This is a genomic window from Bradyrhizobium sp. AZCC 2176 (assembly GCF_036924645.1).
GTDB lineage: Bacteria > Pseudomonadota > Alphaproteobacteria > Rhizobiales > Xanthobacteraceae > Bradyrhizobium.
In genome coordinates this window covers 4789003-4814810 of record NZ_JAZHRX010000001.1, presented here as the reverse complement: position 1 = coordinate 4814810, position 25808 = coordinate 4789003, and the positions used below count along the sequence as shown (strand labels likewise).

Annotated in this window: 27 protein-coding genes and 1 pseudogene; 16 read left to right on the top strand and 12 right to left on the bottom strand. The window is 62.9% G+C overall.

The window, feature by feature from the left end; genetic code table 11:
* Positions 1-37: 37 nt before the first annotated feature.
* The gene (locus V1288_RS22650) at positions 38-895 is read left to right on the top strand and encodes a LysR family transcriptional regulator (RefSeq protein WP_334359156.1); all 858 of its coding nucleotides are present in this window, start codon (positions 38-40) and stop codon (positions 893-895) included.
* 287 nt (positions 896-1182) lie between these two features.
* Complete coding sequence (locus V1288_RS22645; RefSeq protein WP_334359155.1) at positions 1183-1593, top strand: GFA family protein; 411 nt, start codon at positions 1183-1185, stop codon at positions 1591-1593.
* Positions 1594-1962: 369 nt separating this feature from the next.
* Here the strand turns inward: V1288_RS22645 and V1288_RS22640 are convergent, their stop codons facing one another.
* The 3 genes from V1288_RS22640 to V1288_RS22630 form a co-directional block, all read right to left on the bottom strand.
* A complete protein-coding gene (locus V1288_RS22640) occupies positions 1963-2403 on the bottom strand; it encodes a GNAT family N-acetyltransferase (RefSeq protein ID WP_334359154.1) in 441 nt (146 codons plus the stop codon).
* 336 nt (positions 2404-2739) lie between these two features.
* Positions 2740-3513 carry a hypothetical protein gene (locus V1288_RS22635; protein WP_334359153.1) on the bottom strand — a complete coding sequence of 258 codons (774 nt, stop codon included), beginning with the start codon at positions 3511-3513 and terminating at the stop codon, positions 2740-2742.
* A gap of 16 nt (positions 3514-3529) precedes the next feature.
* Positions 3530-3730, bottom strand: coding sequence for a hypothetical protein (locus V1288_RS22630; RefSeq protein WP_334359152.1), 201 nt, complete (start codon positions 3728-3730; stop codon positions 3530-3532).
* A 246-nt stretch (positions 3731-3976) separates the two neighbouring features.
* Here V1288_RS22630 and V1288_RS22625 point away from each other — a divergent pair, with 246 nt between their 5' ends.
* Positions 3977-4957 carry a DUF2336 domain-containing protein gene (locus V1288_RS22625; RefSeq protein WP_334359151.1) on the top strand — a complete coding sequence of 327 codons (981 nt, stop codon included), beginning with the start codon at positions 3977-3979 and terminating at the stop codon, positions 4955-4957.
* Here V1288_RS22625 and V1288_RS22620 read toward each other — a convergent pair.
* The 3 genes from V1288_RS22620 to V1288_RS22610 are packed head-to-tail and all read right to left on the bottom strand — an operon-like array spanning position 4954 to position 7872.
* A complete protein-coding gene (locus V1288_RS22620) occupies positions 4954-5298 on the bottom strand; it encodes a DUF1491 family protein (protein ID WP_334359150.1) in 345 nt (114 codons plus the stop codon). The genes V1288_RS22625 and V1288_RS22620 overlap by 4 nt on opposite strands.
* A 35-nt stretch (positions 5299-5333) precedes the next feature.
* Positions 5334-6074, bottom strand: a complete 741-nt coding sequence (locus V1288_RS22615) for a peptidoglycan-binding domain-containing protein (RefSeq protein ID WP_334359149.1) — start codon at positions 6072-6074, stop codon at positions 5334-5336.
* Positions 6058-7872 (bottom strand): PAS domain-containing sensor histidine kinase, encoded by a 1815-nt coding sequence (locus tag V1288_RS22610; protein WP_334359148.1) that lies wholly within the window; start codon positions 7870-7872, stop codon positions 6058-6060. The genes V1288_RS22615 and V1288_RS22610 overlap by 17 nt, the downstream gene beginning before the upstream one ends.
* Positions 7873-8294: 422 nt before the next feature.
* On the opposite strand from V1288_RS22610, the gene V1288_RS22605 reads away from it, so the two are divergent.
* Together V1288_RS22605 and V1288_RS22600 are read left to right on the top strand one after the other, a co-directional pair.
* Positions 8295-8714, top strand: a complete 420-nt coding sequence (locus V1288_RS22605; protein WP_334359147.1) for a DUF5330 domain-containing protein — start codon at positions 8295-8297, stop codon at positions 8712-8714.
* 82 nt (positions 8715-8796) lie between these two features.
* Positions 8797-9225 carry a SufE family protein gene (locus tag V1288_RS22600; protein WP_334359146.1) on the top strand — a complete coding sequence of 143 codons (429 nt, stop codon included), beginning with the start codon at positions 8797-8799 and terminating at the stop codon, positions 9223-9225.
* A gap of 66 nt (positions 9226-9291) precedes the next feature.
* Here the strand turns inward: V1288_RS22600 and V1288_RS22595 are convergent, their stop codons facing one another.
* Positions 9292-9705 carry a MucR family transcriptional regulator gene (locus tag V1288_RS22595; protein ID WP_334359145.1) on the bottom strand — a complete coding sequence of 138 codons (414 nt, stop codon included), beginning with the start codon at positions 9703-9705 and terminating at the stop codon, positions 9292-9294.
* A gap of 284 nt (positions 9706-9989) precedes the next feature.
* Positions 9990-10880: a DUF308 domain-containing protein gene (locus V1288_RS22590; RefSeq protein ID WP_334359144.1), complete on the bottom strand. Its 891-nt coding sequence runs from the start codon at positions 10878-10880 to the stop codon at positions 9990-9992.
* Between the two features lie 343 nt (positions 10881-11223).
* Here V1288_RS22590 and V1288_RS22585 point away from each other — a divergent pair, with 343 nt between their 5' ends.
* From V1288_RS22585 to V1288_RS22570, 4 genes are all read left to right on the top strand, one after another.
* Positions 11224-12873: an ArnT family glycosyltransferase gene (locus tag V1288_RS22585; RefSeq protein ID WP_334359143.1), complete on the top strand. Its 1650-nt coding sequence runs from the start codon at positions 11224-11226 to the stop codon at positions 12871-12873.
* Positions 12874-12994: 121 nt separating this feature from the next.
* Entirely contained in the window at positions 12995-13774 is a 780-nt protein-coding gene (locus V1288_RS22580) for a class II aldolase/adducin family protein (protein WP_334359142.1), read from the top strand.
* Between the two features lie 29 nt (positions 13775-13803).
* Positions 13804-14787 carry an NAD-dependent epimerase/dehydratase family protein gene (locus V1288_RS22575; RefSeq protein WP_334359141.1) on the top strand — a complete coding sequence of 328 codons (984 nt, stop codon included), beginning with the start codon at positions 13804-13806 and terminating at the stop codon, positions 14785-14787.
* Positions 14788-15114: 327 nt separating this feature from the next.
* Entirely contained in the window at positions 15115-15552 is a 438-nt protein-coding gene (locus tag V1288_RS22570) for a VOC family protein (RefSeq protein ID WP_074072220.1), read from the top strand.
* Positions 15553-15649: 97 nt separating this feature from the next.
* Here the strand turns inward: V1288_RS22570 and V1288_RS22565 are convergent.
* From V1288_RS22565 to V1288_RS22550, 4 genes and pseudogenes are all read right to left on the bottom strand, one after another.
* Positions 15650-15907 (bottom strand): annotated as a pseudogene (locus tag V1288_RS22565) (REP-associated tyrosine transposase); the annotation flags it as partial.
* Between the two features lie 63 nt (positions 15908-15970).
* Complete coding sequence (locus tag V1288_RS22560) at positions 15971-17371, bottom strand: M20/M25/M40 family metallo-hydrolase (RefSeq protein ID WP_334359140.1); 1401 nt, start codon at positions 17369-17371, stop codon at positions 15971-15973.
* 17 nt (positions 17372-17388) lie between these two features.
* Complete coding sequence (locus V1288_RS22555; protein ID WP_334359139.1) at positions 17389-18711, bottom strand: glycosyltransferase family 87 protein; 1323 nt, start codon at positions 18709-18711, stop codon at positions 17389-17391.
* Between the two features lie 67 nt (positions 18712-18778).
* The gene (locus V1288_RS22550; RefSeq protein WP_334361374.1) at positions 18779-20407 is read right to left on the bottom strand and encodes a helicase HerA-like domain-containing protein; all 1629 of its coding nucleotides are present in this window, start codon (positions 20405-20407) and stop codon (positions 18779-18781) included.
* 338 nt (positions 20408-20745) lie between these two features.
* Here V1288_RS22550 and V1288_RS22545 point away from each other — a divergent pair, with 338 nt between their 5' ends.
* The 7 genes from V1288_RS22545 (at position 20746) to V1288_RS22515 (ending at position 25782) form a co-directional block, all read left to right on the top strand.
* A complete protein-coding gene (locus V1288_RS22545) occupies positions 20746-21111 on the top strand; it encodes a DUF2267 domain-containing protein (protein WP_334361373.1) in 366 nt (121 codons plus the stop codon).
* A 55-nt stretch (positions 21112-21166) separates the two neighbouring features.
* Positions 21167-21574, top strand: a complete 408-nt coding sequence (locus tag V1288_RS22540; RefSeq protein ID WP_334359138.1) for a DUF4332 domain-containing protein — start codon at positions 21167-21169, stop codon at positions 21572-21574.
* Positions 21575-21648: 74 nt separating this feature from the next.
* Positions 21649-22497: a dihydropteroate synthase gene (gene folP, locus V1288_RS22535; RefSeq protein WP_334359137.1), complete on the top strand. Its 849-nt coding sequence runs from the start codon at positions 21649-21651 to the stop codon at positions 22495-22497.
* Positions 22494-22865 (top strand): dihydroneopterin aldolase, encoded by a 372-nt coding sequence (gene folB / locus V1288_RS22530; RefSeq protein ID WP_334359136.1) that lies wholly within the window; start codon positions 22494-22496, stop codon positions 22863-22865. Before folP ends, folB begins: the two co-directional genes overlap by 4 nt.
* 1 nt (position 22866) lies before the next feature.
* The gene (gene folK, locus V1288_RS22525) at positions 22867-23358 is read left to right on the top strand and encodes a 2-amino-4-hydroxy-6-hydroxymethyldihydropteridine diphosphokinase (protein ID WP_334359135.1); all 492 of its coding nucleotides are present in this window, start codon (positions 22867-22869) and stop codon (positions 23356-23358) included.
* 94 nt (positions 23359-23452) lie between these two features.
* Positions 23453-25321 carry a methylmalonyl-CoA mutase family protein gene (locus V1288_RS22520; protein WP_334359134.1) on the top strand — a complete coding sequence of 623 codons (1869 nt, stop codon included), beginning with the start codon at positions 23453-23455 and terminating at the stop codon, positions 25319-25321.
* Positions 25318-25782: a GFA family protein gene (locus tag V1288_RS22515; protein WP_334359133.1), complete on the top strand. Its 465-nt coding sequence runs from the start codon at positions 25318-25320 to the stop codon at positions 25780-25782. The genes V1288_RS22520 and V1288_RS22515 overlap by 4 nt, the downstream gene beginning before the upstream one ends.
* Positions 25783-25808: the final 26 nt, after the last annotated feature.

The following is a 25808-nucleotide window of genomic DNA, read 5'->3' as shown; positions in this document are numbered from 1 at the left end:
AAATATCGATATTTGATAGTATCAATAGGAACAGACTATGGATATCCGCGAACTCCGCTATTTCGCGGCCGTGTTCAGGGAGCGCAACCTGACGGCGGCGGCCAAACGGTGCTTCATCTCGCAGCCCTCGATCTCGGCGGCGATCACCAATCTGGAAGCCGAACTCGGAGCGGCGCTGTTCATCCGGCACAAGAAGGGAATGGCGCCCACAGAAGCGGCCGAACAATTCCACGCCGTGGCCCGCCGCATCATCGACGAGGCGGACGCCGCGAAAAACCTGTTCCGCAAGCCTGCGACGCGGAACAAGCTGACGCTCGGCCTGATGCGCACGCTCGACCGGCCGCGAACCATTGCGCTGTTGAAGCCGCTGACCGGGACTTCCGACATCGCGCTCCGCCTCGTCGGCGTCGACGAGCCTTCGGATGCGCGGATCGTCTCCAAGAATCTGCTGCGCGCCGACGAACATTTCGTTCCGCTCTGGGTCGAGCGCTACGTCGCAGCGCTGCCGCCGTCGCATCCGCTGACGCTGAAGGAGCGGCTGCGCACCTCCGATCTCGCCAGCGCCGCCATGGTCGATCGCTGCCATTGCGAGCAGAGCGAATTCTTCGGCCGCGCCGCATCGCCGTCGCGCGTGCCCGCGGCGATCGCCGAATCGGAAGACTGGGCGATGGCGCTGGTTGCCGCCGGTGTCGGGATTGCGATCGTTCCCGAAGGCGTGGCGCGCGCCAACTCCGATGTCGCCGTGCGCGAGATCGACGTCGACGTGAAGCGCGAGGTGGGGCTCGCCTACAGCGCGGCACGGCCGCCGTCGGAAGCCTTGCAGAGCTTTATCGCGAAACTGCAGCGGCAACGGCCCAAAGCGAGCGGCGTCAAATCAAAGGCTCGGCGTAGCTGACCAGAATGCGTACTCATAAATCGAGATTGATTGGCGCGGCTGATCGATGTCCGCAATGCCCCGGATAGCGACCAAATTCCGCATCGCAGCGAAATGACGCGATGTGCCGATTGCTGACACACCCTAGCTCCTCGCCGTCTTCCTAAGAACGCTCATTGTCGAAGCACCCTTCTCGGCTGAGTGACCCGAAGCACCAAGAGGAGAGCGGGCGCGACCCCCCGCTGCGTCTGTGCGTTGTTCTCAAGTCAGCCTACACTCTGCCCTATTAACAGCCGAGGAGCTCAGCCATGACCACGCGACACGCCGCCTGCAGCTGTGGGCAGCTTCACCTTACGATCGAAGGCGAATCGGCGCGTATCTCCATGTGTCACTGTCTGGCGTGCCAGCGCCGTACTGGCGCCGCATTTGGCAACCAGGCGCGCTTCCGGCGCGAGCAGGTCACCGTCACCGGCAAGGCTACGACGTGGAATCGGACAGCCGAAAGCGGGAAAGTGGTGACCTTTGACTTCTGTCCGACGTGCGGCTCCACGGTCTACTGGGAAAGCGAAAGCTTTCCTGGACACGTCATTGTTGCCATCGGAAACTTCGCCGATCCGAATTTCCCCGCGCCGACCGTCTCGGTGTGGGAGGAGTCACGCCATCCCTGGGTCTCATTGCCGCCCGACTCTCCGAGCAAGCGAATGGCGAAGCAGGGCTGACCACATCACCATCTGAGGTCCGAGTTGGGTCCAGGCTGTGTGAAAAGTCAAAAGTTCGAAGCGCGACGAGAATGATATTCTTGATTTCGATTTCAAAATTGAATGCGCTTGCGATGTGGGCACATGAAAAGACCTTGAACGAGTAACTTGTTCTATCGCGATTGATCGCCTTTGCGTTTTCACACGGCCTGGGTCAATCGCTACAGGTCATTTGCCGCTGAGCTGGGCGCGAGGTTCGCATTGGCCCGATTGCGACGATTTCTGCGGTGCAACCAAAAATCGTAAGGTTCTAAAAGGCGAAATGCGCTCCAGTATATGAAAGAGGCCGCCAATTAACAATTCAGACCAGCAGCGGAATCATACAGAATTCTACAAGCTGCGCGTTAGAACCCGCTCTCCGTTTGATAGCATCGCATCAGTCTCAACGAATCCGATCGAACGATAGAAGTCTAGCGGACCGCCATTGCCGAGCACGACGCTCGTCTGCATTCGTCGGTAGCCAGCATCGCGGAGAAGATCGATCAGGTGCGCAATCGCTTGTTTTGCGTGTCCCATCTTTTGGTGGTTATGGTCGATCATGAACCGCCAAAGATAGGCAACTTCCGTCTCATCGGTTGGCTTCCACATCACGAAGCCAACCGGTACCTCGTCTGCGTATACTGCCCTGAAGATGGCTCGCGGCTCGAAATACGCTTGCGCGATTGAGAGTGCATTGGGGGCGACAAAGCGTTTCTGCTCCTCTCTTGTTTCCAAGTCGCAAATCACCCGCACGGTTGCAGCGGTGATCTCGCGGAGGGTTATGACAGACATCGCGTGAGTAAACCAGTTCGCCCACCAACCTCAAAGCGAAAACCAGAGCCAACAGTCTTTGAACTGCACAGTAGCCTGAACTCCTTGCTCTGAGATCTCCCCTGCTTGCGGTAACCGGCTTTTTGAATTGATGATATCAGTGGGCAGCATTTCCAGGATGCCTTGGGCGACGTGACGCGTCTCGCTGATCGTCCTACTTCCGCTTGGGGTCACTCGCGACCGCGTCGAGCCAGCAGCAAGTCCGGCCATGTCCGATATGCCCGGAAAGCCGAAGTAAATTCAGAACATTCCGGCACCACCGCTGGCCAGTTCGCTGCGTGCTAATGAGTCCCCGCTCTACCCCTTCACCGTCACGGCACGCCCGATCACGGGCTGCGCGGCGACCGGCGGGTTGGCGGTTTGCGCGGCGAGTTCGCCGATCAGACGGTCGGCATCGGCGGCGATACTATCGGGAGCGTGGATCACCAGACGCTCCAGCGCCCAGCGATACGACGAGATACGCCGCTCCAGGCACTGCTGGACCCATTGCACGATCAGTGTGTTCTCTTCCATGCGCGCGATCGCGTCGGCCTGTTCATGCGGCGACAGTTCCGACACCATCTTGAGGCTGGCGCTTCGCTTGCGGTCGAGTTCGATGACGCGCGCGGCGGAGGCAAAGAACGGCTCGAACCGCGTGATGTCGTTGCGGACGTCCTCGATCAATTGCTGATAACGCGAGGTGTGCGAGCGGTGCGGCTCGTCGATCAAAGCGCGCCCGTAGGTGGTGCGGTCGAACACCACCTTCTGCCGCCACGGCGAGGGCAACGGCTGGTAATCGCCGAACACGCTTTTCCAGGCGGGCCGCGAGTGCGGCGGTTCGATCAGGGGATAGGCGAGATCGCGAAGCTGTCGTTCGTTTTCGGTGAGCTGGAAGTGCGAGGGCTTGAGGCCGACGCTGGCCGTGGCCTCGGCGCCCAGCCAGCGGTGCATGTCGTCGTTGCGCATATCGGCGCGGGTGCGGCCGAAATCGCCGCCGCTACAACCGCCGAGCGCGGCGCTTGCAACGAGCAGCATCAGAGCCGGGAGTGACCGAAGCCCGGTGGTCCGGATCGGGAGGCACTTTTCCGGCATTTCAAACGTCCGTCGTTCAGGGGCGCCGACGGCGACGGCGACCGGGCGCTGTCCCCTCTTCCGGCCCGCGCCCGTCGCCAGCTTCGCCGGCTGCACGTTCAATACGGACAACGGGAAGGATCAGTACGGTTCCCATGCCATCGCGTGGAGCGCCATCCATGGTTGAGCCCGGCCGCCGCGAAGCCGCATCCGCCGGAAATTCAATGATGGTGCCCATGTTCCGTTCTCTCTGGTTGCCGCACGGACACGATCTGGCCAGCGACACGCCATTATTCAGAACAGAACGTGGTTAACGGCATCTTAATTTGTGTGGGCGGTACAGTTACGGACTTCCCGGGGCTCATCGTGCGCGCCGAAAGCTCGCATTTTAGCGGATTTCTTCACGGGCTGTTTTCCTTAACCAACTCTTAAAGTGCCGTGCGTAGGCTGACGCGAGGGATTATCGAAGTCGCGTACATCTGACATGACCGCAGCTCCATTGTTTCCGGGATTCGACGGGCTGATGACGCTCTCGCGCCGCGAGGGTGTCGATATCAGGCCGACCTTGCTGCGCGTGCTGACCGACCTCTATGTCCAGACCAGCGCCCATTCCGCCGACGAGGAGCGTCAGTTCATCGAGCTGACGTCCCGCCTGATCGACCAGGTCGACGACGCCACCCGCGCCGCGGTACGGGCGCGGCTCGCGATCTATCCGGCGACACCGGCCGAGGTCATGGACCAGCTCGGGCTGCGGCGTTCGCACCCCGGCGAGGCCCTGCCGGTCGCAGCCGCGATTACCGCCGCTCCCACCACCGGTGCGCCGACGATGAAGGAGCCGACCGAAGCGCAGTTGCGGATGGCGTCCAGCCTGTCGATGCGGCCCAACGATGCGGCCGAAATCAGCGACATGTTCTTTGCGGCGGGCGCCAGCGAGCGTGCGATGATCCTGCACAATCTCGCCGACACGCCGCTGAAGGCCTCGCCGCGCATTCCCGCGGCCCGCGCCGCCCGCGCGCTCCATATCCTGGAGATGGCCGCATTCGCCGAGGACGCCGAAAACTTCGCGCTCGAACTCGGCGAAGCATTGATCCTGCCGCAGCGGATTGCCGAACAGGTGGTGCACGATCCCGGTGGCGAGCCGCTGGCCTGCGCCGCGCGTGCGCTGGACATGCCGAGCGCCGCATTCCAGCGCGTGCTGCTGTTCCTCAATCCGGAATTCGGCTCATCCGTGCACAACGTTTATCGGCTGTCGCGGCTGTACGACCGCCTGAGTGAACGATCCGCGCTCATCATGCTGGCCGCGTGGCGCGGCTCGACCATGGCGGTCACCCGCGCCAAATATCGCGCCGCGCTGTACGACGATGAACGCCAACGCGCCCGCGCGGCGAACTCGCAAACGCGGCCCGCGGTGCAGCCCGGAACGGCGCCGGCTATTCGCACCGGCACCGACGGCCCGAAACGCTAAGACTTCGCCAGATCCAGAAAATGCCGCCCTGCCCGGTCCTCGGTCTCGACGATCCAGGCGTCGGGATCGAAGCGGAGTTCCTTGGTGAGACGTTCTTCGACGGATTGCTCCGGCACCGGCTGCGGCGACGCCGGCGCGAACAGCCGCTCGGCGGGGCGGCTCTCGTCATAGACGGTCTGCGGCGCCGGCGCGTACAGCATGGCGTTGCCGTCGAGCAGCGCCACCTTGACGAACACCGCGCCCGCCTCTTCGGCTCCGCGCTTGCGCACGGCGCCAAAGACGCCCTCGGTCTGGCAGCGTCGCAGATAAGCGGCTACCCAAATGCTTGATTTCAATCGCATGGTGGCGACGATATAGGCCAGCGACCAGGCGGAAGCTAGTCGATCGGATGCCCGATCATCGTCGTGAGCTCCTTCACCAGGCGATCGGACATCTGGCCGGTCACCGGGAGCTTGCGGTCGCGCTCGAATTTCGAGATTGCGGCCTGCGTATCCGAACCGACCGCGCCGGTCGGCTTCAACTGGCCGTAGCCATATTGCGTGAGCGCGCGCTGCACCGCTGCTACGCGGCGCGCGCCGGCGCTTTGCGCGGTGGCCGGAATCGGCGCCGGCGGACGCGCTACATTCGAAGGCGCAGCCGTGGGCGCACCGGTCGACTTGACCACCAGATTGGTCATCGGGTCAGGGTTTTTGGAATCGCTCTTGGTATCATTCTTGGTATCACTCTTGGGATCGGCGCTTTTGATCTCGACATGTCTGGGATCAGCGCCCCTCGCCTCGACGGGCCTGATTTCCGGAGGCTCAGCCTCGCCCGGCCTTGCGGTCAGTTCGACCGGGCGCGGCCGCGGCAGCGGGCTCACGGCGGCTTGCGGCGTCGGCAGCGTCACGACCGAACCGAACATCGGCGACGGATGGCGTCCGGCCTGCAGGAACAACGCATTGGCGACGATGGCGCAAATCGCAGCAGCGGCGAGCAGGCCCGCGACCATGTCTTTCGGACTGCGCAGGACAAGGCGCATCACAAGGCCGCGCTCTTCCTCCACTCCGATCGCAGCCGCTTTCGCGCCGCGACGGCGGCGGCGCGGCATCTCGTCATCGTCATCAATACGCCTGGGCACGTTTCTTCACCTGAAGAGCTTGATCCTGTTCGGGTCGCAGCGCCGGTTTCAGCGTCGCGATGTTGTTTGAAAGCGTCAGCGACGGCGCAAAGTCAAGCGGCAATGCGACAGCCACCGTGGTGCCCTCGCCGACGCTGCTCTGCACGTTCATTTCGCCATTGTGCAATCCGACCAGGCCCTTCACGATCGACAAGCCGAGGCCGGTGCCTTCGTGCTTGCGCTGATAGGTCTTGCCGGCCTGGAAGAACGGATCGCCGATCCGTGCGAGATCCTCGGCGGCGATCCCGACCCCGGTATCGGTGACACGCAACATCAGCCGTGCGCCCTCGACCGAAGCGGAAACCGTCACGCTGCCGCCGCGCTCGGTGAACTTGATGGCATTGGCGACGAGGTTCAGCGCGATCTGCTTGAACGCGCGGGGATCGCCGTTCATCACGGGCAGGTCTTCCGCGGCACGCGTGATCAAATCGACGCCGTTGTCCCGCGCCTTCAGCGCCAGCAAATTGCAGCAGTGCAACAGCGCCGCGCGCGGCGCGAACGGCTCCGGCGAAATTTCGAAATTGCCGGTTTCCATCTTGGACATGTCGAGGATGCCGTTGACGACCGACAGCAGATGCTGGCCGGAATCGTTGATGAGCTGCGCGTATTCCCTGCGGCGCGCAGCATCGATCATCATCGCGTCTTCGTGCACGATCATCTCGGAGAAGCCGATGATGGCGTTCAGCGGCGTGCGCAACTCGTGGCTCATGGTGGCCAGGAATCGCGTCTTGGAAGCATCCGCCTGCTCGGCCGCGGTGCGCGCCAGTTCCAGCGCCTGCTCCTGCACCTTGCGGTCGGTGACGTCGCGCATCACAGCGACGACCTCGGCCTCGGCCGAAGCCTGATCGAGCGGCCGGCAACGCATCTCGACCCAGATGAAATCCGCGGAAATGTTCTGGCCGCGAACCGCGTCGCGGCGGAGACGGAACTCGACGCGTTGCTCGCTGCCGCGCGTCGCATCCGACAGCGCCGTGAGATAGGCCGGACGATCGGCGACATGGACGCGATCGAACAGGCCATGGCCGGTGAGCCGGGCGCCCGGCGTGCCGAGCATGGCTTCCGCCGCCGGCGAAATGAACTCCACGGCGCCATTGCGGCTGTGACGTGAAATCACGTCACTCATGTTTCGCGCGAGCAAGCGGTAACGGTCTTCCTCGACATAGAGCAGTGCCACGGAAGTGCGCGCCAGCGATTCCGCGCTGACCGCCAGTCCTGCCGCATAGAGCGTCGCGGAAGCGACGCCCGTCCCCATCAGGACGCCACGCAGGGCCGCGTTCGGCTCCATCACCGGCAGGAGGTGGAAATGTCCGAGCGCGATCAACAAGGCTGCGCACGACAGCGCCAGCGCGGAAGCGAACGCGACCACGCGGCGCGAGGCCGACAGCGCGGCTTCCAAGGGAACGACGATGAGCCAGACCGCAGCGAATGATTCGATGCCGCCGGTGGTGATGGCAACCACCATGACGAGGCCCGCCAGTGCCATCGCGGACAGGATGTGCGCGCCTTCGTAGCGGCCGGTGCGCGACAGGAACCAGGACAACAGAATGGGTGCGATCAGCCAGGCGAAAGCCGCGACCTCGAGCGCCGTGGGCGCGCCGCGCATCGCCAGATAGACCGGAAAAGCCGCAAGCGCCACCAGACTGCCGAGCAGCCGCGGCGCAATGAATGCGCGATGACGCGCACGCGTCAGCGCATCATATCGTGCCGAGGGATGCAGCAAGGCATCGAGACAATCGCGGATGATACTCAAAACAGTCACGGCTCTCGCGCTTCGGCTTGTTCGTCAGACAGACGCGCCGGAACGCCCCCTCAATCTTTGCGCCACCGTGTCAGAGCGAACTTAAGCGAACGCTAAGGCGCCGGGAGCGACCGACCAACACCGTGCATTCGCGAGGGTTTCACGCCTCGCACGAGGCTCATTCGACCCGGATGGTGAACGACAGGTTTCCAGCGCAATCGATCTATGGTTTCGAAATGGTGGATGCGCGAACGGCGCGGACTTCTCGCGCGATCGAGGTCATAAATCGAAAATTTACGCCGAATCGAATCATTGCAATTTTCAGCGAATTTTCGGCGACTTTACCTCAATGGAAACACTTCCGATTTATCGACGGCTGTTACTCAGGAACAAAGCTGCGGTTTAACCGCAACACAACCATAAGAGACGACCGGGGTCGCGAGATGTTTTTTCTGCTTCGCATGGCATTCTGGCTCGGGCTCGTGCTCGTGCTGTTGCCCAGGGAAAAGACGCCTGAATCGGACAAGGTGCCGCAGATCGGCGCTTCCGAAGCCGTATCGGCTGCGACCGCGGCCGTCTCCGACATGGGCCAGTTCTGCAAGCGCCAGCCGGCGGCCTGCGAGGTCGGCGGCCAGGCGGCGACGGCGATCGGGCAGCGCGCCCAGGATGGCGCCCGCCAGTTGTACAAGATCATCACCAAGCCCGATCATCCCAGCGCCCCGGACAAAAAGCCCGACCATACCAGCTCGATCGGCGACGACGCCGAGGCCGTGGTCGTGAACGCATCGCCCACCGAGGCGCTGACGGATGACGACATGGCGATCGAATGGCGGCTGCCGCGGACGCCGTTGGCCTCAAAATAGGCCGCGGAACCGGTTCCATTTCCGTCGCTTTCGTTCGATCCGCATCCTATATAAGGCGTTACGGAAACGGACGCGGGCCAAGATGACGATCGACGAAATCAGGGACAATTTCGAACTGCTGGAGGAGTGGGACGACCGCTACCGCTACGTGATCGAACTCGGCCGCACGCTTGATCCGATGCCGGAGGCCGAGCATTCCGCCCAAAACAAGGTCAATGGCTGCGTCAGCCAGGTTTGGCTCTCCAGGCAGATCGATCGTGCCGGCAACGGCGAGCCACGGCTGAAATATCTGGGCGATAGCGACGCCCATATCGTGCGCGGCCTGATCGCGATCCTGCTCACGCTTTTTTCCGGCCACACGCCGCAGCAGATCCTGGCAACGGATGCGCTTGCCGTATTCGACGAATTCGGATTTCGCGAGCACCTGACGCCGCAGCGCTCCAACGGCCTGCGCTCGATGGTCGAGCGCATCCGCTCCGACGCGCGCGAGGCGCTGGCCGCGGCTTCCTGAGGTTCGGAGCTATATTTGACGCGCGCGAACCGGTACCCGCTTCGCTTGAGAACCCGTTGGGTTGGACTACTTCCGCTTCCGTGCCTGCTGGCCGAGGCCCATTTTCTTGGCGAGCTGCGAACGCGCCACCGCGTAGTTCGGCGCCACCATCGGGTAGTCCGGCGGCAGGCCCCATTTGTCGCGGTATTGCTCCGGCGTCATGTTGTACTGCGTGCGCAGATGGCGCTTGAGTGACTTGAAGCGTTTGCCGTCCTCAAGACACACCAGATATTCCGGGGTCATCGACTTCTTCACCGACACGGCCGGCTTGGCCGGCTCGAGCGGCGTCTCGGGGCGGCCGCTCGACACCCGCATCAGCGCGGCATGGACCTGGCTGATCAGGTTCGGAATTTCCGAGGCCTGGGTCGGATTGTTGCTGAGATAGGCCGACACGATATTGGCGGTCAGTTCGACGGGCGTCTTGCCGGCGGTATCGGTCATGGCTCAACCTTTTGGGATCGCGAATGCATCTGTCGGCAATACGGCTCCGACAGTATCCAACCGCACCTATACATCAGCGGAATCTCGTACGACTTGGCGAATATGAACGAAGTGCCGGGAAACTGACAAGAACGGCGGCGCTTTATTTTCAAGGGCGGGTTTCGCGGCAAGTATTACAGGTACTAGAGCGTTTTCCAGCGAAGTGGGCACCGGTTCGCGTCAAGAAAACACGTCAAATCAAAAATCTAGAGCCCCGTTCCGATTCCATCGGAACGGAAAAGGCTCTAGGACCGCTGATCGAGATGCGCGCGCAGTTCATCGATCGAGGCGAAGCGCATCATCCCTTCCGGCATCTGGGCCTCGATCGAACCATCGGAATAGAGCGAATAGGCCATGCCATCGACAACGCCCGATTTCAGCACCGTCACTTCAGGCTGATCCTCTGAGCGCGCCGGTCCACCATTGCCTTCCGTGGGCGTCGGGGGCACGCGCCCGCTGCGCCGCTGCGGCGGGCTCTCACCCGACTTTGCGCGTTCCGCTCTCGGCCAGGCATCCTCGAACGATGCCGGCGGCGGTTCGGCCGTTTCAACCGGCGGCGCCGTGGGCGGCTTGGAGCGCAGGTCTGACGACAACAGGTCCGGTGGCAGCGGCTCGCCGGCCCGCGCCTGGGCGCGCTCGCGCTCCTTTCGCGACGTCGATGAAAACAGCAAATTGCGCTTCGGTTTCGAAGCCGACGGTGAAGGTTCAGGATGCATCGGCTCCGGGATCGGATGATCGCGCAGGACAGCCTCGTTCTGCCACGGCGGCGGCGCCGCCGGCGGGAAAGGCGGCGGCGCCGCTAGAGAGAAGGATCCGGGACCGCCGGGCTGCTCAGCGGCCGGGAAGCCGCCACCGGCAGGGGCGGAATCCCGCGCAGCGGCGACGGGAAGCACCGGCCGCACCGTGGCCTCCCCGCGCGCTTCAGGCGCGCCGGTACCGAGCCGCCGCGCGATCGTCTTCAGCTCCCTGACCGCCATCCAGAGCGCGAGCATCATTGCGCCGGTGCAAACAGCCATCACACCGGTGATGATGAGCGTGTTGCCGGTACTGAATTCCTTGATCGAGATTCCATAGCCGGTCGCCAACAGGCCCGCCAAAACAAGGCCGATCCCTGCGACCAACATAACGAACATCATTGAACTAATCCCTCAGCCGCGCCCGAAACGCTCGCAAGCCGCCCACGCCACGATACCGTCATATTGTGTGCACCGCCAACCGCCAATTGCGTCAAGGGTTCCGCAATGGCGGAGTCCGGTTGCAGGATTCCGGTCGCGGGGTGATCATGTCCATTCAGCTACCATTCAGCCCGCCAGCCGTAGTTTTACCGCCGACCAATTACTGCCCTTTTGTTGCATTGCATCAGGGATTTAGGCCACAATTCCCAATTACTTGGAAATGGAACTGAGCTATATGGGTACCCGGGGAATGAGGCTCAAGAATATCCAAGCTGGGCCATAGGGGACCGGGTTACCAATCGCCATGTCATCGATCACGACTTCTGCCCTCGATACGCCCGTGCGGCGCTCGGTGGAGCGGACCTGCGACGACCTTGCCATCTTTGTGCTGGCCGTGGTCGCCCTTATCGCGGGCCTGACCTTCCGTGACTACGGGCTCGGCTGGGACGACTACACACACGCCGAATATGCCGATCTGCTGTTGCGGATGTACGGTTCCGGCTTCAAGGACACCGGCGCGCTGTCGTTCGCCAATCTCTACATGTATGGCGGCGGCTTCGACATGGCGGCGGCGCTGCTGCACAAGATCATCCCGCTCGAACTGTTTGAAACGCGCCGCCTGCTCGGCGCCGTGGTCGGCCTGATCGGCCTTGCCGTGACCTGGCGGCTGGCGCGGCGCGTCGGCGGCCCGCTTGCCGGGTTCGCCACGCTATTGCTGCTGGCGCTATGCCCGACCTTCTACGGGCACATGTTCATGAACCCGAAGGACGCGCCGTTTGCCGTCTCGATGGTGATCCTGATCCTGGGTCTGGTGCGCCTCGCCGAGGAATATCCCGCGCCCTCGCCGCGAACCACCCTGATCGTCGGCCTCGGCGCCGGCCTTGCCATCGGCTGCCGGATTCTCGGCGGTCTGGCGCTGGTCTATGCGATGGTCGGCTTCCTCCCGCTGCTGATCGAGGACGTTCGCACGCAAGGCTCGCGCGAAGCCATCCGCCGCTTCGGCCATGTCGTATACGTGCTGCTGCCCGGCCTCGTGTTCGGATACCTGATCATGGGCCTGGTGTGGCCGTGGTCGATCATGGAAGCGGACCATCCCTTCAAGGCGCTGACGTATTTCTCGCACTTCTTCGAAAAGCCGTGGAAGGAAATGTTCGACGGCGCGCTGGTGTCGGTGCCTGATATGCCGTGGTCCTACCTGCCGACGCTGTTCGCGCTGCAGCTTCCGGAAGTATTGCTCGCGCTGCTGGTCGCCGGCGTCGTCGGCACCTTCATGTCGCTGTCGCGCGCGGACGTCACGGCCCGCCGCAAGACCATCTTCCTGATGCTGACGCTGGCGGCCAGCCTGCCGCTGGTGATCGCGATGGTGAAGCGGCCGGCGCTCTACAACGGCATCCGGCATTTCGTTTTCGTCATCCCGCCGATGGCGGTGCTCGCCGGGGTATCGTTCGCCTGGGCCATGAACTGGCTCAAGAACAATCACCGTCGCTGGCAGCCTGCCGCGCTGGCGGTGTTCTCCTTCGGCTTGCTGTTGCCGCTCAGCGAGATGATCCGCCTGCACCCCTACGAATACACCCATTTCAACCACATCGCCGGCACGGTGCGCTCCGCCGACAGCCTGTTCATGCTGGATTATTGGGGGCTGGCGCTGAAACAGGCGTCCGACGGGCTGCGCGAAGAACTGGTCGATCGGCAGGAATCGCCGCCGCAGGGACGCAAATGGAAGGTCGCGGTATGCGGCCCGCAGCGCCCGGCGCAGGTGGCGCTCGGCCCCGACTTCACCATCGGCTGGGACAGCCAGTCCGCCGACTTCGCGATGACGCTGGGCGAGTTCTACTGCAAGGGCCTCACCGCGCCCGTCATGGTGGAGATCAAACGTGACGATGTCGTATTCGCGCGCGTCTACGACATTCGCGGCCGCGCCATATCGACACTGCTGGCGATTCCGGCGCCGTAACGGTGCCAGCCGCGGATAGCGCCGATAGCATGACTGCCACGCATGACGTCCGCCTTGCTGCCTGTCCGGCGCAGGGTTAGGCTCGCTTACGAAATCAACAATTTTTCGGAGAAAGCGCGCCATGTCGCCAGCCGAAGCTCGCTTGAAGCAAGTTCCTTCCGGCATGACGGACGCCGAGTGGAACCAGCGCGTCAATCTCGCCGCCTGCTATCGCCTCGTGGCGCTGTATGGCTGGGACGATCTGGTCGACACCCATATCTCGGCGCGCGTGCCCGGCCCCGACCATCATTTCCTGATCAATCCTTACGGGTTGATGTTCGAGGAAATCACTGCGTCGAGCCTGGTGAAGGTCGATCTTCACGGCAACCAGCTCACGGAGAGCGAATACAGCATCAATCCGGCCGGCTTCACCATCCATTCGGCGATCCACGAGGTGCGCGAGGATGCCGGCTGCGTCCTTCATCTGCACACGCCGGACGGAACAGCGGTGGCGAGCTGCATGGAAGGCCTGCTGCCGATGAACCAGACCGCGCAATTCGTCACCCACGACCTCGCCTATCACGATTACGAAGGCGTGGCGCTGGACCACGACGAACGCCCGCGGCTGCAGAACGACCTCGGCAACAAGAACCACATGCTGTTGCGCAATCACGGCACGCTGACGGTCGGCCGTTCGGTCGCCTCCGCCTTCGAGCGCATGTACCATCTGGAGCGGGCCTGCACGATGCAGGTGCGCACCCGCATGCTGGGGCCGACTGCCTACCCGGTCGAACAGGCCGTCATCGACAAGAACGAACAACTGTTCAGCAATTCCGATTTCGCCGAACGACGCTCGACCAATCTGGTGTGGCCGCCGCTGCTGCGGAAACTGGATCGCATCGACCCCAGCTACAAGACCTGAGGCCGACGGCGCGCGAAAGGTTACAGGGCGTGACGGTACTGGTGACCGGCAGTTCCGGCCATCTCGGCGAGGCGCTGATGCGTTCGTTGCAGGCGCAGCGGCGCGAGGCCATCGGCATTGATGTGCTGCCCGCCGCATTCACCCACCACGTCGGCTCGATCGCCGACCGGGTTTTCGTGCGCCGTTGCATGAAGGGCATCACGACCGTGCTGCATGCCGCGACGCTGCACAAGCCGCATGTGGCAACCCACAGCCGCCAGCACTTCGTCGACGTCAACATTTCAGGAACGCTCAATCTGCTCGAAGAAGCCGCCGCAGCCGGCGTCACGGCATTTGTCTACACCAGCACCACCAGCGTGTTTGGCGATGCACTGGTGCCGCCGCCAGGCGAGCCGGCAGCCTGGATCACGGAAGACGTCACGGCGGTGCCGAAAAATATCTACGGCGTCACCAAGGCGGCGGCGGAGGATCTATGCCAGCTTTTCGCGCGCAATCATTCGCTTCGCGTCATCGTGCTGCGCACCTCGCGCTTCTTTCCCGAGGAGGACGACAATCCCGCGGTGCGCGAGGCCTACACCGACGGCAACATCAAGACCAACGAGTTCCTCTATCGCCGCGTCGATATCGAAGACGTGGTCAGTGCGCATCTGCTGGCGGCCCAGCACGCGCCGTCGGCCGGTTTCGCGAAATACATCGTCAGCGCCACCACGCCGTTCTCGCGCGACGACATGGCGGAACTGCGCAACGACGCGCCGAATGTGGTCCGCCGTTACGTGCCGGAGTATGAGGCCGAATTTGCCCGGCGCGGCTGGACGATGATTCAGGGCATCGACCGCGTCTACGTCAACGACCGGGCGCGCGCCGAACTCGGCTGGCAGCCGCGCCACGATTTCCGCGCGCTGATTGCGCGGCTGCTGGCCGGCGAGGACATCCGCAGCCCCCTTGCGCGCGAGGTCGGCAGCAAGGGCTATCACGATCGGGTTTTTGGCGAGGGACCCTACCCGGTCAAGTGAAGGCGCGGTGAGAAATATCCGGTGGACGCACCGCGCGGATGCGCTAAACTGCCGGCCATACACCCTCTACACGTCCGGAATCAAAACGCCGCCCAATCCCGGGCGGCGTTTTTGCCTTGGGGCACATGCCGTAAGATGGGTAGAGCGCAGCGAAACCCATCATCTAGCCGCGCTAAGAGACCGTTTGAAAACGGGGTGGCGGTTTGAGGCGGTCCATGATTCAAGCTTCTGATGTAGACAGCAGCGAATCGAGCCCGGATGGCCGCCGGTGTTGGGGGCACCTCAAGCGTCCGTTGTTAGACTAGGCGACACCTTGGGGATTGGAACATGGCGCTCAAGCGGATGGACAACGTAGGAATCGTCGTCGAAGACCTCGGAGGGACGATTGATTTCTTTCGCGAACTCGGCCTCGAGCTCGAAGGGCGGGCCACGATCGAAGGAGAATGGGCCGGCCGTGTCACTGGACTGGGCGATCAGCGTGTCGAGATTGCCATGATGCGCACACCGGACGGCCACAGCCGGCTCGAGCTCTCCCGCTTCCTCACGCCGCCTGTCGTCGCAGATCACCGGAACGCCCCGGTCAACGCCCTGGGCTACCTCCGCGTCATGTTCGCCGTGGACGACATCGACGAGACGCTTGAAAGGCTCCGCACGCGCGGCGCGCAGCTCGTAGGCGAAGTAGTCCAGTATAAAGATGCGTATCGGCTCTGCTACATCCGTGGGCCTGAAGGGCTTCTCATCGGACTCGCCCAAGAACTCAGCTGAGTGCAATACGAAGACAAATGGCGAAGAGTGACCAATGTCAGCGAGCGCGTCCGAGGCCGACCCGCCTGTTCGAGGTCCATCCCTCCACGGTCGGCCGCCGTGAAAACGTCGATTTGATCAGCCGCCAGCGCGTCGCAAAATCCCGATCACCCTCAGGCAGCGTCCAGACCGCGTGTCGATGATCTGGAAGCACGACGATCGCGTCTGTCGTGAAGGGATGACGTTGGCAGGTCTCACGAAAGGCAGCGCGCAGGGCTTCACCATTTTCCGTTAGCAGCCGCGACCGCCGATCGGCGAGGTTGACCGTAAAGAAGAAACAGCCGCCAGGAATGAAATTGCGACGATAGCCGGTCATGACCACATATTCGTGCGGCGATGTGATGGGTTTCGCTTCGCTCCACCCATCCTGTACGCCGTACTACTTCGCTTCCGCGAACGCCCCCAAAATCCGCGCCCAGGAGCGGATGCCCTTGTGGTAGCTCTTCAGGTCGTACTTCTCGTTCGGCGAATGGATGTTGTCGTCGTCGAGGCCGAAGCCGACCAGCACGGTGTCGAGGCCGAGCGTACGTTTGAAATCCGCCACGATCGGGATCGAGGCGCCCGAGCCGATCAGAAGCGCTTCCTTGCCCCACTCGTCCGTCAGCGCGCGCTTGGCGGCTGCCAGCGGCTTCATGTTCCAGTCGAGCGCGATCGCCGGCGCGTTGGAGTGGTCGGTGAACTCAGCCTTGCAGTCGGCCGGCACGCGCGCGCTGACATAGTCGCGAAACGCCTTGCGGATCTTCTCAGGGTTTTGTCCCTCCACCAGGCGGAACGAAACTTTTGCGGAAGCCTCGGCCGGGATCACGGTCTTGGAGCCCTCGCCGGTATAGCCGCCGATGATGCCGTTGATGTCGCAGGTCGGGCGCGAGGACACCTGCTCGATCAGCAGGCGGTCCTTCTCGCCGGCCGGAATCGCGAGACCGATCGGCTTTAAAAATGACTCCGGCGTGAGGTTGAGGTTCTTCCACTGCGCCAGGATGTCCGGCGGCAGGTCCTTCACGCCATCATAGAATCCGGGAATGGTGATGTGGCCGTTCTCGTCGTGCAGGCCACCGAGAATATTCGTCAGCACCCGGATCGGGTTGCGCGCGCCGCCGCCGAAAATGCCGGAATGCAGGTCGCGATTGGCGGCCTTGATCTTGACCTCGTCATAGACGAGCCCGCGCAGCGAAGTGGTGATGGCCGGCGTGTTCTGGTCCCACATGCCGGTGTCGCAGACCAGCGCAAAATCGGCCTTGAGGTCGCCCTTGTTCGCTTCCAGGAACGGCACGAAATTCTTCGATCCGATTTCTTCCTCACCCTCGATGATGATGGTGATGTCGACCGGCAGCGATCCCGTCACCTTCTTCCAGGCGCGGCAGGCTTCGACGAAGGTCATCAACTGCCCTTTGTCGTCCTCCGCCCCGCGCGCAACGATGATCTTGCGGCCGTCGGCGTGATCGGTGACGACGGGCTCGAACGGCGGACGATGCCACAGATTGAGCGGATCGACCGGCTGCACATCATAATGTCCGTAGAACAGCACATGCGGCCGGCCGTCGGCGCCGCCACTGGCTTTGGCGACGATCGCGGGATGCCCTGCCGTCGGCCTTACCTCGGCCTTGAAGCCGAGCGTTGCGATATCCTTCGCAAGATGATCGGCGGCCGCCTTGCAATCGCCGGCGAAGGCCGGATCGGCCGAGATCGACTTGATCCGCAGCAGCGCGAACAGCCGCTCGAGGCTGTTGTCGAAATCGGCGTCGATGTGGTCGAGGACCGGCTGGATCTTTGCGTTGGACATGGATGACTATCCCTGGGTTACCCTTGGCTGCGAGCCTTGTTATCGGCATCAAGTTGTAGCTCGCCCGCGGCCTGAGGCAAGGCGGCATCCGCCGCAGGCGGATGCAATATGTGCCAGACCAGCCCTGCGGTGAGCAGGACGGTCGCTGCGAGATTGTTGCCATACGCCTGCAGGTCGATCGAAAACAGCGGAAGCGAGAGGCACAACAAGCCGCCTGCCAAGGCGAGCAATACCCACGTGCCGGTCCTGACCGCGGGCCTCGGATGATACGCCGCGCGATGGGCCAGCACGGTGATCGGAAAGAACAGCCACAGAAAGTAATATTGGCGGGCCAAAGGCGAGGCGACGGTGATCAGACAAAAGAGAATGCCGATCTCCTCGGCATCGGAGCGCTCCGTACGGCGCGCGGCCTTCGGCATTACCGCGAGATAGCCGAGCCCGATCGCGAGCGAAACAGCCAGCACGATCCAGTTCGCCGTCTTGAAATCGACGTTGGCGATATTCATCGTCCGCACGGGCTTGGACGGATCGTCCTGATTGTAGTTCACCGGCCGCGTCAGCCGGTGCGTCACCGCGATGATCGACTGGTTGACCCAGGACCAGTTCTGCTCGTCGCGCTGCCCGAACCCCTTCTCCGAACTGGTCCCCACCATGCCCTGGTACCAGGTCCTCAGCTCCGTGACATTGTGCTGGAAGCCGCGAAACGGCGCCGGCAGCACGAACAGGAAGACACCGATGAACACCAGCATGCCGGCGGCCGCCGCCCACTGCCTGCGCCACACCAGATAAGGCAGCACCGCCACTGGAAACACCTTGATGGCGGCGGCAAGCGCAAACATGCTGCCTGCCATCCATCCTCGGTGATCGCGCAGCAGCCAGAACCCGTACAGCATCAGCGCCAGCAGCAGGAGGTTCGGCTGACCAAGGTCGAACATGTCGAACACGAAGGTAACGGTGACGAAGCCCGGCAGCGCTTCCAGCCAGGGCCCGGGCTTCCGCCCCGATCCGGCCATCGCGTGCGAGAACTGCGCCGTCATCCACCATGCGACAATGTTGAGAAACGACAGGCAGAGATAAAGCGGGATCTTGCCGAACCAGCTCGGGATCGCGAGCAGCACCGCCGAGAGCGGCGGATAGATGAATTCGAAATAGGTGGCGGGATCGTCGGGGTAGAGATTCCTGCCGTGCAGCACCTGCTGCCCGGCCCAGAACCACAGCGGATAGTCCTTGGTCTTGCCGTTGCCCAAGATTTCCGGGACCAGCACATCCGCCGTCAAGGCGATGCAGCAGACCAGAAACAGGATATCGAGCGGCCTTCGTAGCGACGGATATCTCAGCACGCGCTCGTTCCGGATTCAGAGGAGATTACGTTCACGCGAACCGACTGCCACTTCGCTCGAAAAAGTCTTACCGCCGCAGCAATCCGCCGAGCGCGCCGCGCACCAGCGCGCGCCCAACCGAACTGCCGAGCGATCCGCCGACCGACTTGCCGAGATCGGCGACGATGCCGCCGACCACCTTGTTGGTGACGGAGCGCGTAACATCGCGCGCAATTACTTGACCGGTCGACAGCCGGCCGCGCTTGACGTTGGTGCCGAAGATCGTGCCGACAATGGAACCGATCTGTCCAAGAATTCCGCCGCCGGCACCCGGGCCGCTATCCGCTCCATCCGCAGGCGCCGCCGTTCCAGCAACACGCTTCGCCAGCATCTCATAGGCGGACTCGGCGTCGACCGCGCTATCGTATTTGCCCTTGACCGGGCTCTCGTTCATGATCGCCTTGCGTTCCTCCGGCGTGATCGGCCCGATCCGCGCCGTCGGCGGCCGGATCATGACGCGCTCGACCATGGTCGGCGTGCCGCCACCTTCGAGAAATGACACCAGCGCTTCACCCTTGCCGAGTTCCATGATGACGCGGGCGGTGTCGAGCTTCGGATTCGGCCGGAAGGTCTGCGCCGCCGCATTCACCGCCTTCTGGTCGCGCGGCGTAAAGGCGCGCAGCGCGTGCTGAACGCGGTTGCCCAACTGGGCCAGCACCTTGTCCGGCACGTCGATGGGATTTTGCGTAACGAAATAGACGCCGACTCCCTTGGAGCGGATCAGCCGGACCACCTGTTCGATCTTGTCCAGCAGCGCCTTCGGCGCGTCGTTGAACAACAGATGCGCCTCGTCGAAGAAAAACACCAATTTCGGCTTCGGCAGGTCGCCGGCTTCCGGCAGTTCCTCAAACAGTTCCGACAGCATCCACAACAGGAAGGTGGCATAGAGCCTGGGGCTCTGCATCAGCTTGTCGGCAACCAGAATGTTGACCATTCCCCGGCCGTCGCTGTCGATCTTCATGAAATCCTTCAGCGTGAGCGCCGGCTCGCCGAAGAATTTCGTTCCGCCCTGGTTTTCCAGCACCAGAAGCTGGCGTTGAATGGTCCCCACGGTCGCCTTGCTGACATTGCCGAAGCTCTGCGCAGCCATTCGGATCTCGGCAAGCGGATCCTCCTCGGCATCCGGTCCCTTCTTGCGGCCATTGGGAACGATCGCGTCCAACAGCGACCGCAGATCCTTCATGTCGATCAGCGTCAAGCCGTTTTCATCCGCCACGCGGAATGCGACATTGAGAACGCCTTCCTGCACGTCGTTCAGATCGAGCATCCGCGACAGCAATAATGGCCCCATCTCGGTGACCGTGGCGCGGACCGGGTGGCCCTGCTCGCCGAACACGTCCCAAAACACCGTCGAGAACTGGTCGGGCTGGAAATTGAGGCCCATCTCTCCGGCGCGCTTGAGGATGAAGTCCTTACCCTCGCCGACCTCGGAAATTCCGGACAGATCGCCCTTGATATCGGCTGCGAACACGGGAACACCGGCGCGGGCAAAGCCTTCCGCCATCACCTGCAGCGACACGGTCTTGCCGGTCCCGGTCGCTCCGGTGACAAGCCCATGCCGATTGGCAAGCGCAAGCGTAAGCCAGGCCGTCTGTTCGCCCTTACCGATGAAAATCTTCTGGTCGGTATCGGCCGTCTTGTTATCTGAGGTCACCATCGCATCGCCTCTCGCGCGCATCGGGTCGGTTTGGTTGGCAATCATATCGCATCCTGCCCGCCGATTGAAACCGTCGGCGGCGTATACGTGAGCATTCGCCCACCCCATCGTTCGTGCTTCTCATACTTTTTCCCGACCTCCGGCAGAAAAATCGAGAGCGCAGCGCAATAAGTCAGCGTGAATCCGGCATTTACTCTTGCATTGCTGCAACACTCGCCGCGCGAATCGAGAACCACATCGCCTTGATGTGTGCGGATCGCTTGTATTTCAGACTGCAGGCGCTCAAGATCAATTTAGAAGTACACGACCCGGTTAAACCGGTTGGGGACGGGGCAAATATGGACGAACTGGTAGGACGGCTGGCCTCCAAGGCCGGCATCGATAGCGCTGTCGCTGAAAAAACCATTGGCATCGTTTTGGGTTTTCTCCGTAACGAGGGGCCCTCCGACAAGGTTCAGGCCCTGATCGACCAAATTCCGGGCGCCGAAGCCGCGATTGCAGCGAACGGCAGCAATGGCGGATTTTCGCGGCTGATGGGCGGAGGCTTGATGGCGGTCGGCACCAGGCTGATGGCGCTCGGTCTGGGCATGAACGAGATTCAAAGCGTGGCGCGTGAACTTTTCAGGTTCGGCCGCGACAAAATCGGAGCGGATCAAATGGGCGAAATCATTTCAGGGACACCGGGCCTCAACCAGTTCGCATAGTACACGCAGCTTGCGTGAGCACGTTCCGCCTGGGCAAATTTTTTCATTGAGTATCATGACATATCCCCTCTCCGAGATCGAAGGCTTGACCGCCTACTCCGCCTCGAAGCTGAAATCGCAGGGCATTCGTACCACCGAAGCGCTGCTGGAAGCCGCCCGCACGGTCAAGGGACGCAAGGCGCTCGCGGCGAAGACCGGCATCAGCGAGCAGCAACTGCTCGAATGGGCCAATTTTTCCGACTACATGCGAATTCCCGGGATGGGTAAGGCCAAGGTAGGCCTGGTGCGTGCGGCGGGCGTCACCACTGTGCGTGAGCTCGCGCTCCGCAATCCGGCGCGGCTGGCCCAGAACATTAAAGACGTGAATACCAAGCGCAAACTTGTCCGGGTTTTGCCTTCGGAGAGGTCGGTCGAGCAATTGATCGAACAGGCGCGCAGGCTTCCGCCGAAGATCAGCTACTAACAGCCGGTCAGGCCGGCCCGCGGGCTATGCTCTCACGCCTTGACTTGCCGGCGCGGACCGCGCAAAGCGACCGCATGATCGCAGCCAAGCCCAGCCCCACCGCCGCGACCGGTCATCCGGTGCTGCCTGCGCTGCTGTCCAGGCCCTATCCGGTGGTGATGGGCGTGCTCAATGTGACCCCCGATTCATTCTCGGACGGCGGACAGTTCGCGACCCCTGAGCGCGCGCTGGCGCAGGCCCGGCGGATGATCGCCGAGGGCGCCGACATCATCGACATCGGCGCGGAATCCACCCGGCCCTACGGATCGGAACCGATCTCGGCGGAAGAAGAATTGAAGCGCCTGCAGCCGGTACTGCCCGACGTCGTCGCGCTCGGCATTCCCGTGTCGATCGACAGCATGAAATCGGCCGTCGTCGCCTGGGCGCTCGATCAGGGTGCAGTCATCGCCAACGATATCTGGGGCCTGCAGCGCGATTCCGGCATGGCTGGCCTCGTCGCCGAGCGCGGCGCGCCTGTCATCATCATGCATAATCGCGAGAGTGCCGATCCTGCCATCGACATCATGCAGGATATCTCCAATTTCTTTGCAGGCTCGCTCGACATCGCAGCCCGCGCCGGAATTTCGCCTGACAAAATTATCCTCGACCCCGGCATCGGCTTCGGCAAGACGCCCGAGCAGAGCATGACCGCGCTGGCGCGGCTCGCTGAGTTGCAGTCGTTCGGACTGCCAGTGTTGGTCGGCGCCTCGCGCAAGCGTTTCATCAGCACGGTGACGCCATCGGAGCCACACCAGCGTCTCGGCGGCTCGATTGCCGCGCATCTGCTGGCGGCCCAGAATGGAGCGCGGATCATCCGGGCGCATGACGTCACCGAAACCGTACAGGCGCTGCGCGTCACCGCCGCAATCAGGGAACAGGGATGAGCGATACGATCTTCATCACCGGCGTCGTCATCCATGCCCGCCACGGCGTGATGGAGCACGAAACGGAAGTCGGCCAGCGGTTTGTCATCGATCTCGAACTTTCCATCGACCTGTCGGAGCCCTCACGCACCGATCATCTGTCCGACACTGTATCCTATGCCAGTGTGGTGGCGACCGCGACGGCGGCGTTCAAGAACACCAATTACAAGCTCCTGGAGCGCGCCGCCGGCGCCGTTGCGGACGCGCTACTCGCGGCGTTTGCGCGCATCGACGCGATCAAGGTCACCGTGCACAAGCCGCATGCGCCGATTGCCGCGATCTTCGAGGATGTCGGCGTGGTGCTGACGCGCAAACGGCCATCGCCCTGACATGGCGGACGTGCTGATCGCGCTCGGCGGCAATGTCGGCGACGTCCGCGGGACATTCAAAAAAGCCATCGCCAATATTTGCGGCATGACACAGGCCGCCCTGCTCGCGCGTTCCTCCGACTACACCACTCCGCCCTGGGGCGAGGAACACCAGGCGCCCTTTATCAATGCCTGCATCGAGATCGAGACCAGCCTCGATCCGCATGCGCTGCTGTTCACGCTGCACAAGATCGAGAAGAAGTTCGGCCGCGACCGCGCCGATGAGACGCGCTGGGGTCCGCGTACCCTCGACCTCGATCTGATCGCCTATGACGACGTCAGGATCGACAAGCCGGAACTGACGCTGCCGCATCCGCGGGCTTTCGAGCGCGCCTTTGTGCTGGTCCCGCTGGCCGAGATCGCGCCCGATCGTATCATTGCGGGACGCCGCGTCGCCGACGTGCTGGCGCAGCTTTCGACCGAGGGGATCCAGCGGCTGCCCGACCTGGATTGACCCCCGAAAGAACCCAAAACAACCGTTTGGCTTGGCGCCCGCCCCGTGGCAATTTCCAGCCAAATCAAGAGACGACCAGGGAATAATGGGCCGGATGACCAAGACCGACGAGCTGACATTGGCCGCGGAGTTTCCGCAGGCAACCTACGAGGACTGGCGCAAGCTGGTCGACGGGGTGCTGAAGGGCGCGCCGTTCGAGAAACTGGTCAGCAAGACGTCCGATGGGTTGAAGATCGACCCGATCTATCGCCGCGCGAAAGGAGCCACGCCGGTCGCTGGCCGTGCTGCGGCTGCACCCTGGCAAATCATGCAGCGGATCGATCATCCCGATGCGAAGGCGGCCAACGCCCAGGCGCTGCACGATCTGGACAACGGCGCGACGGGGCTGACACTGGTGTTCGCCGGCGCCAATGGCGCCCACGGGTTTGGATTGGATCCGTCGGCGGAGGCGGTCGCGCAGGTTCTCGATGGCATCTATCTCGACGCCGGGATCGGCATCGAACTTCAGATCGGTCCGCAATCGCGAATGGCGGCCATTCACGTGGCGGAATACATCACGCGCAAAGGCATCCAGGCCGCCGCCTGCGATATCCGCTTCGGGCTGGACCCGCTCGGGTCCTGCGCGGTGTGGGGCTCCAATCCCTATAGCTGGGAGGAGATCGTGCCGGCGGTCACGGGCGCGATCAAAGGCCTCGCCGCGATGGGCTTCAAGGGCCCGCTCGCGGCTGCTGATGGGCGAGTGATCCACGATGCCGGTGGATCGGAGGTGCAGGAACTGGCATTCGTGCTGGCTTCCGGTGTCGCCTATCTGCGCGCGGTCGAACAGGCAGGCATTGCGCTCGAAGACGCACAGGGCATGGTGTATGCGCGGCTCAGCGCAGATGCCGACCAGTTCCTGACACTGGCGAAATTCCGGGCGTTGCGGCTGTTGTGGGCGCGGATCGAACAGGCCTGCGGCCTCGCACCCAAACCCCTGTTCATTGCTGCCGATACCGCCTGGCGCATGCTGACGCAGCGCGACGCTAACGTGAACATGCTGCGCGCGACGATGGCGACCTTCTCCGCCGGGCTCGGCGGCGCCAACGCCATCACGGTATTGCCGCACACCCTGGCGCTTGGATTGCCGGATCCGTTTGCGCGGCGGGTCGCGCGCAATACGCAACTGGTACTCCTGGAAGAGTCCAACCTCGCCAAGGTCTCCGATCCCGCGGCCGGCTCCGGCGGCATCGAAACGTTGACCAAGCAGCTTGGCGAAGCCGCATGGACGCTGTTTCAGGAAATCGAAAAGGCCGGTGGCATTTTCGCTGCGCTCGAACAAAATCTGATCCAGCGCAAGGTTGTCGCGACGCGGGCCGCGCGCGAGGCCAATATCGCCAAACGCCGAGACGTGCTGACGGGCGCAACCGAGTTTCCGAACCTGCATGAGGCTGAGATCGAGGTGCTCGATGCCAGGCCGATCGTGCTGCCGTCCTACGGCGAAGCCAAATACAAGTTCGATCCCCTGCCGCCGATACGGCTGGCCGCGCCGTTCGAGGCGTTGCGGGACAAATCGGACGAGACGCTCAAGACATCCGGCACGCGGCCAAAAGTCTTCCTCGCCAATCTCGGCACGCCGGCCAACTTCACTGCGCGCGCCACCTTTGCCAAGAATTTCTTCGAGACCGGCGGCATCGAGGCGATCGACACGCAAGGATTTGCCGACCCTGCGGCGGTGGCCACCGCGTTCAAGACGTCAGGTGCTGCGATCGCCTGCCTTTGCTCGTCCGATAAGGTCTATGCGGAACAAGCGGTAGCCGCTGCAGGGGCCCTTCAAGCCGCCGGCGCGAGACATATCTATCTGGCAGGGCGGCCCGGCGAGCAGGAGGCCGCGCTACGCTCGGCCGGCGTTGGCGATTTCATTTTTGCCGGCGGCGACGCGCTGGCGGTGCTGCAGGAAGCTTGGCGGCGAATGGAGCGAGCATGACGGAAAACAACAAGACTGTCCTGACCGGTGGCTGCCAGTGCGGCGCCATCCGCTTTGCGATGTCGAAGGCGCCGACCAAGATCAGCATCTGCCATTGCCGGATGTGCCAGAAGGCATCGGGCGCGCCGTTTGCCTCCTTCGCCGACATCGAACACGAACATTTCACCTGGACCCGCGGCAATCCGGCTTCGTTCCAGTCCTCCTCCATCGCCGAGCGCGATTTCTGCGCGGCCTGCGGCACGCCGATGAGCTTCCGCCTGATTGGCGGTCCCCGGATCGAGATCATGACCGGCACGTTCGACCGTCCCGACAGGGTGGTGCCGACGCGGCAATATGGAACCGAATCCCGGCTCGGCTGGGTGGTCGGTATCGCCAACCTCCCGAGCCAGACCACGCAGCAGAATTACGGCCCGGAGAAGATGGCGACCATCGCCAGCCATCAGCATCCGGACCATGATTAGGGGTGACGATTCCCGACGTTCACATA

Coding starts and splice junctions, on each gene's coding strand:
- V1288_RS22650 (WP_334359156.1), top strand. CDS start 38: ATGGATATCCGCGAACTCCGCTATTTCGCGGCCGTGTTCAGGGAGCGC.
- V1288_RS22645 (WP_334359155.1), top strand. CDS start 1,183: ATGACCACGCGACACGCCGCCTGCAGCTGTGGGCAGCTTCACCTTACG.
- V1288_RS22640 (WP_334359154.1), bottom strand. CDS start 2,403: ATGTCTGTCATAACCCTCCGCGAGATCACCGCTGCAACCGTGCGGGTG.
- V1288_RS22635 (WP_334359153.1), bottom strand. CDS start 3,513: ATGCCGGAAAAGTGCCTCCCGATCCGGACCACCGGGCTTCGGTCACTC.
- V1288_RS22630 (WP_334359152.1), bottom strand. CDS start 3,730: ATGGGCACCATCATTGAATTTCCGGCGGATGCGGCTTCGCGGCGGCCG.
- V1288_RS22625 (WP_334359151.1), top strand. CDS start 3,977: ATGACCGCAGCTCCATTGTTTCCGGGATTCGACGGGCTGATGACGCTC.
- V1288_RS22620 (WP_334359150.1), bottom strand. CDS start 5,298: ATGCGATTGAAATCAAGCATTTGGGTAGCCGCTTATCTGCGACGCTGC.
- V1288_RS22605 (WP_334359147.1), top strand. CDS start 8,295: ATGTTTTTTCTGCTTCGCATGGCATTCTGGCTCGGGCTCGTGCTCGTG.
- V1288_RS22600 (WP_334359146.1), top strand. CDS start 8,797: ATGACGATCGACGAAATCAGGGACAATTTCGAACTGCTGGAGGAGTGG.
- V1288_RS22595 (WP_334359145.1), bottom strand. CDS start 9,705: ATGACCGATACCGCCGGCAAGACGCCCGTCGAACTGACCGCCAATATC.
- V1288_RS22590 (WP_334359144.1), bottom strand. CDS start 10,880: ATGATGTTCGTTATGTTGGTCGCAGGGATCGGCCTTGTTTTGGCGGGC.
- V1288_RS22585 (WP_334359143.1), top strand. CDS start 11,224: ATGTCATCGATCACGACTTCTGCCCTCGATACGCCCGTGCGGCGCTCG.
- V1288_RS22580 (WP_334359142.1), top strand. CDS start 12,995: ATGTCGCCAGCCGAAGCTCGCTTGAAGCAAGTTCCTTCCGGCATGACG.
- V1288_RS22570 (WP_074072220.1), top strand. CDS start 15,115: ATGGCGCTCAAGCGGATGGACAACGTAGGAATCGTCGTCGAAGACCTC.
- V1288_RS22560 (WP_334359140.1), bottom strand. CDS start 17,371: ATGTCCAACGCAAAGATCCAGCCGGTCCTCGACCACATCGACGCCGAT.
- V1288_RS22550 (WP_334361374.1), bottom strand. CDS start 20,407: ATGGTGACCTCAGATAACAAGACGGCCGATACCGACCAGAAGATTTTC.
- V1288_RS22545 (WP_334361373.1), top strand. CDS start 20,746: ATGGACGAACTGGTAGGACGGCTGGCCTCCAAGGCCGGCATCGATAGC.
- V1288_RS22540 (WP_334359138.1), top strand. CDS start 21,167: ATGACATATCCCCTCTCCGAGATCGAAGGCTTGACCGCCTACTCCGCC.
- folP (WP_334359137.1), top strand. CDS start 21,649: ATGATCGCAGCCAAGCCCAGCCCCACCGCCGCGACCGGTCATCCGGTG.
- folB (WP_334359136.1), top strand. CDS start 22,494: ATGAGCGATACGATCTTCATCACCGGCGTCGTCATCCATGCCCGCCAC.
- folK (WP_334359135.1), top strand. CDS start 22,867: ATGGCGGACGTGCTGATCGCGCTCGGCGGCAATGTCGGCGACGTCCGC.
- V1288_RS22520 (WP_334359134.1), top strand. CDS start 23,453: ATGACCAAGACCGACGAGCTGACATTGGCCGCGGAGTTTCCGCAGGCA.
- V1288_RS22515 (WP_334359133.1), top strand. CDS start 25,318: ATGACGGAAAACAACAAGACTGTCCTGACCGGTGGCTGCCAGTGCGGC.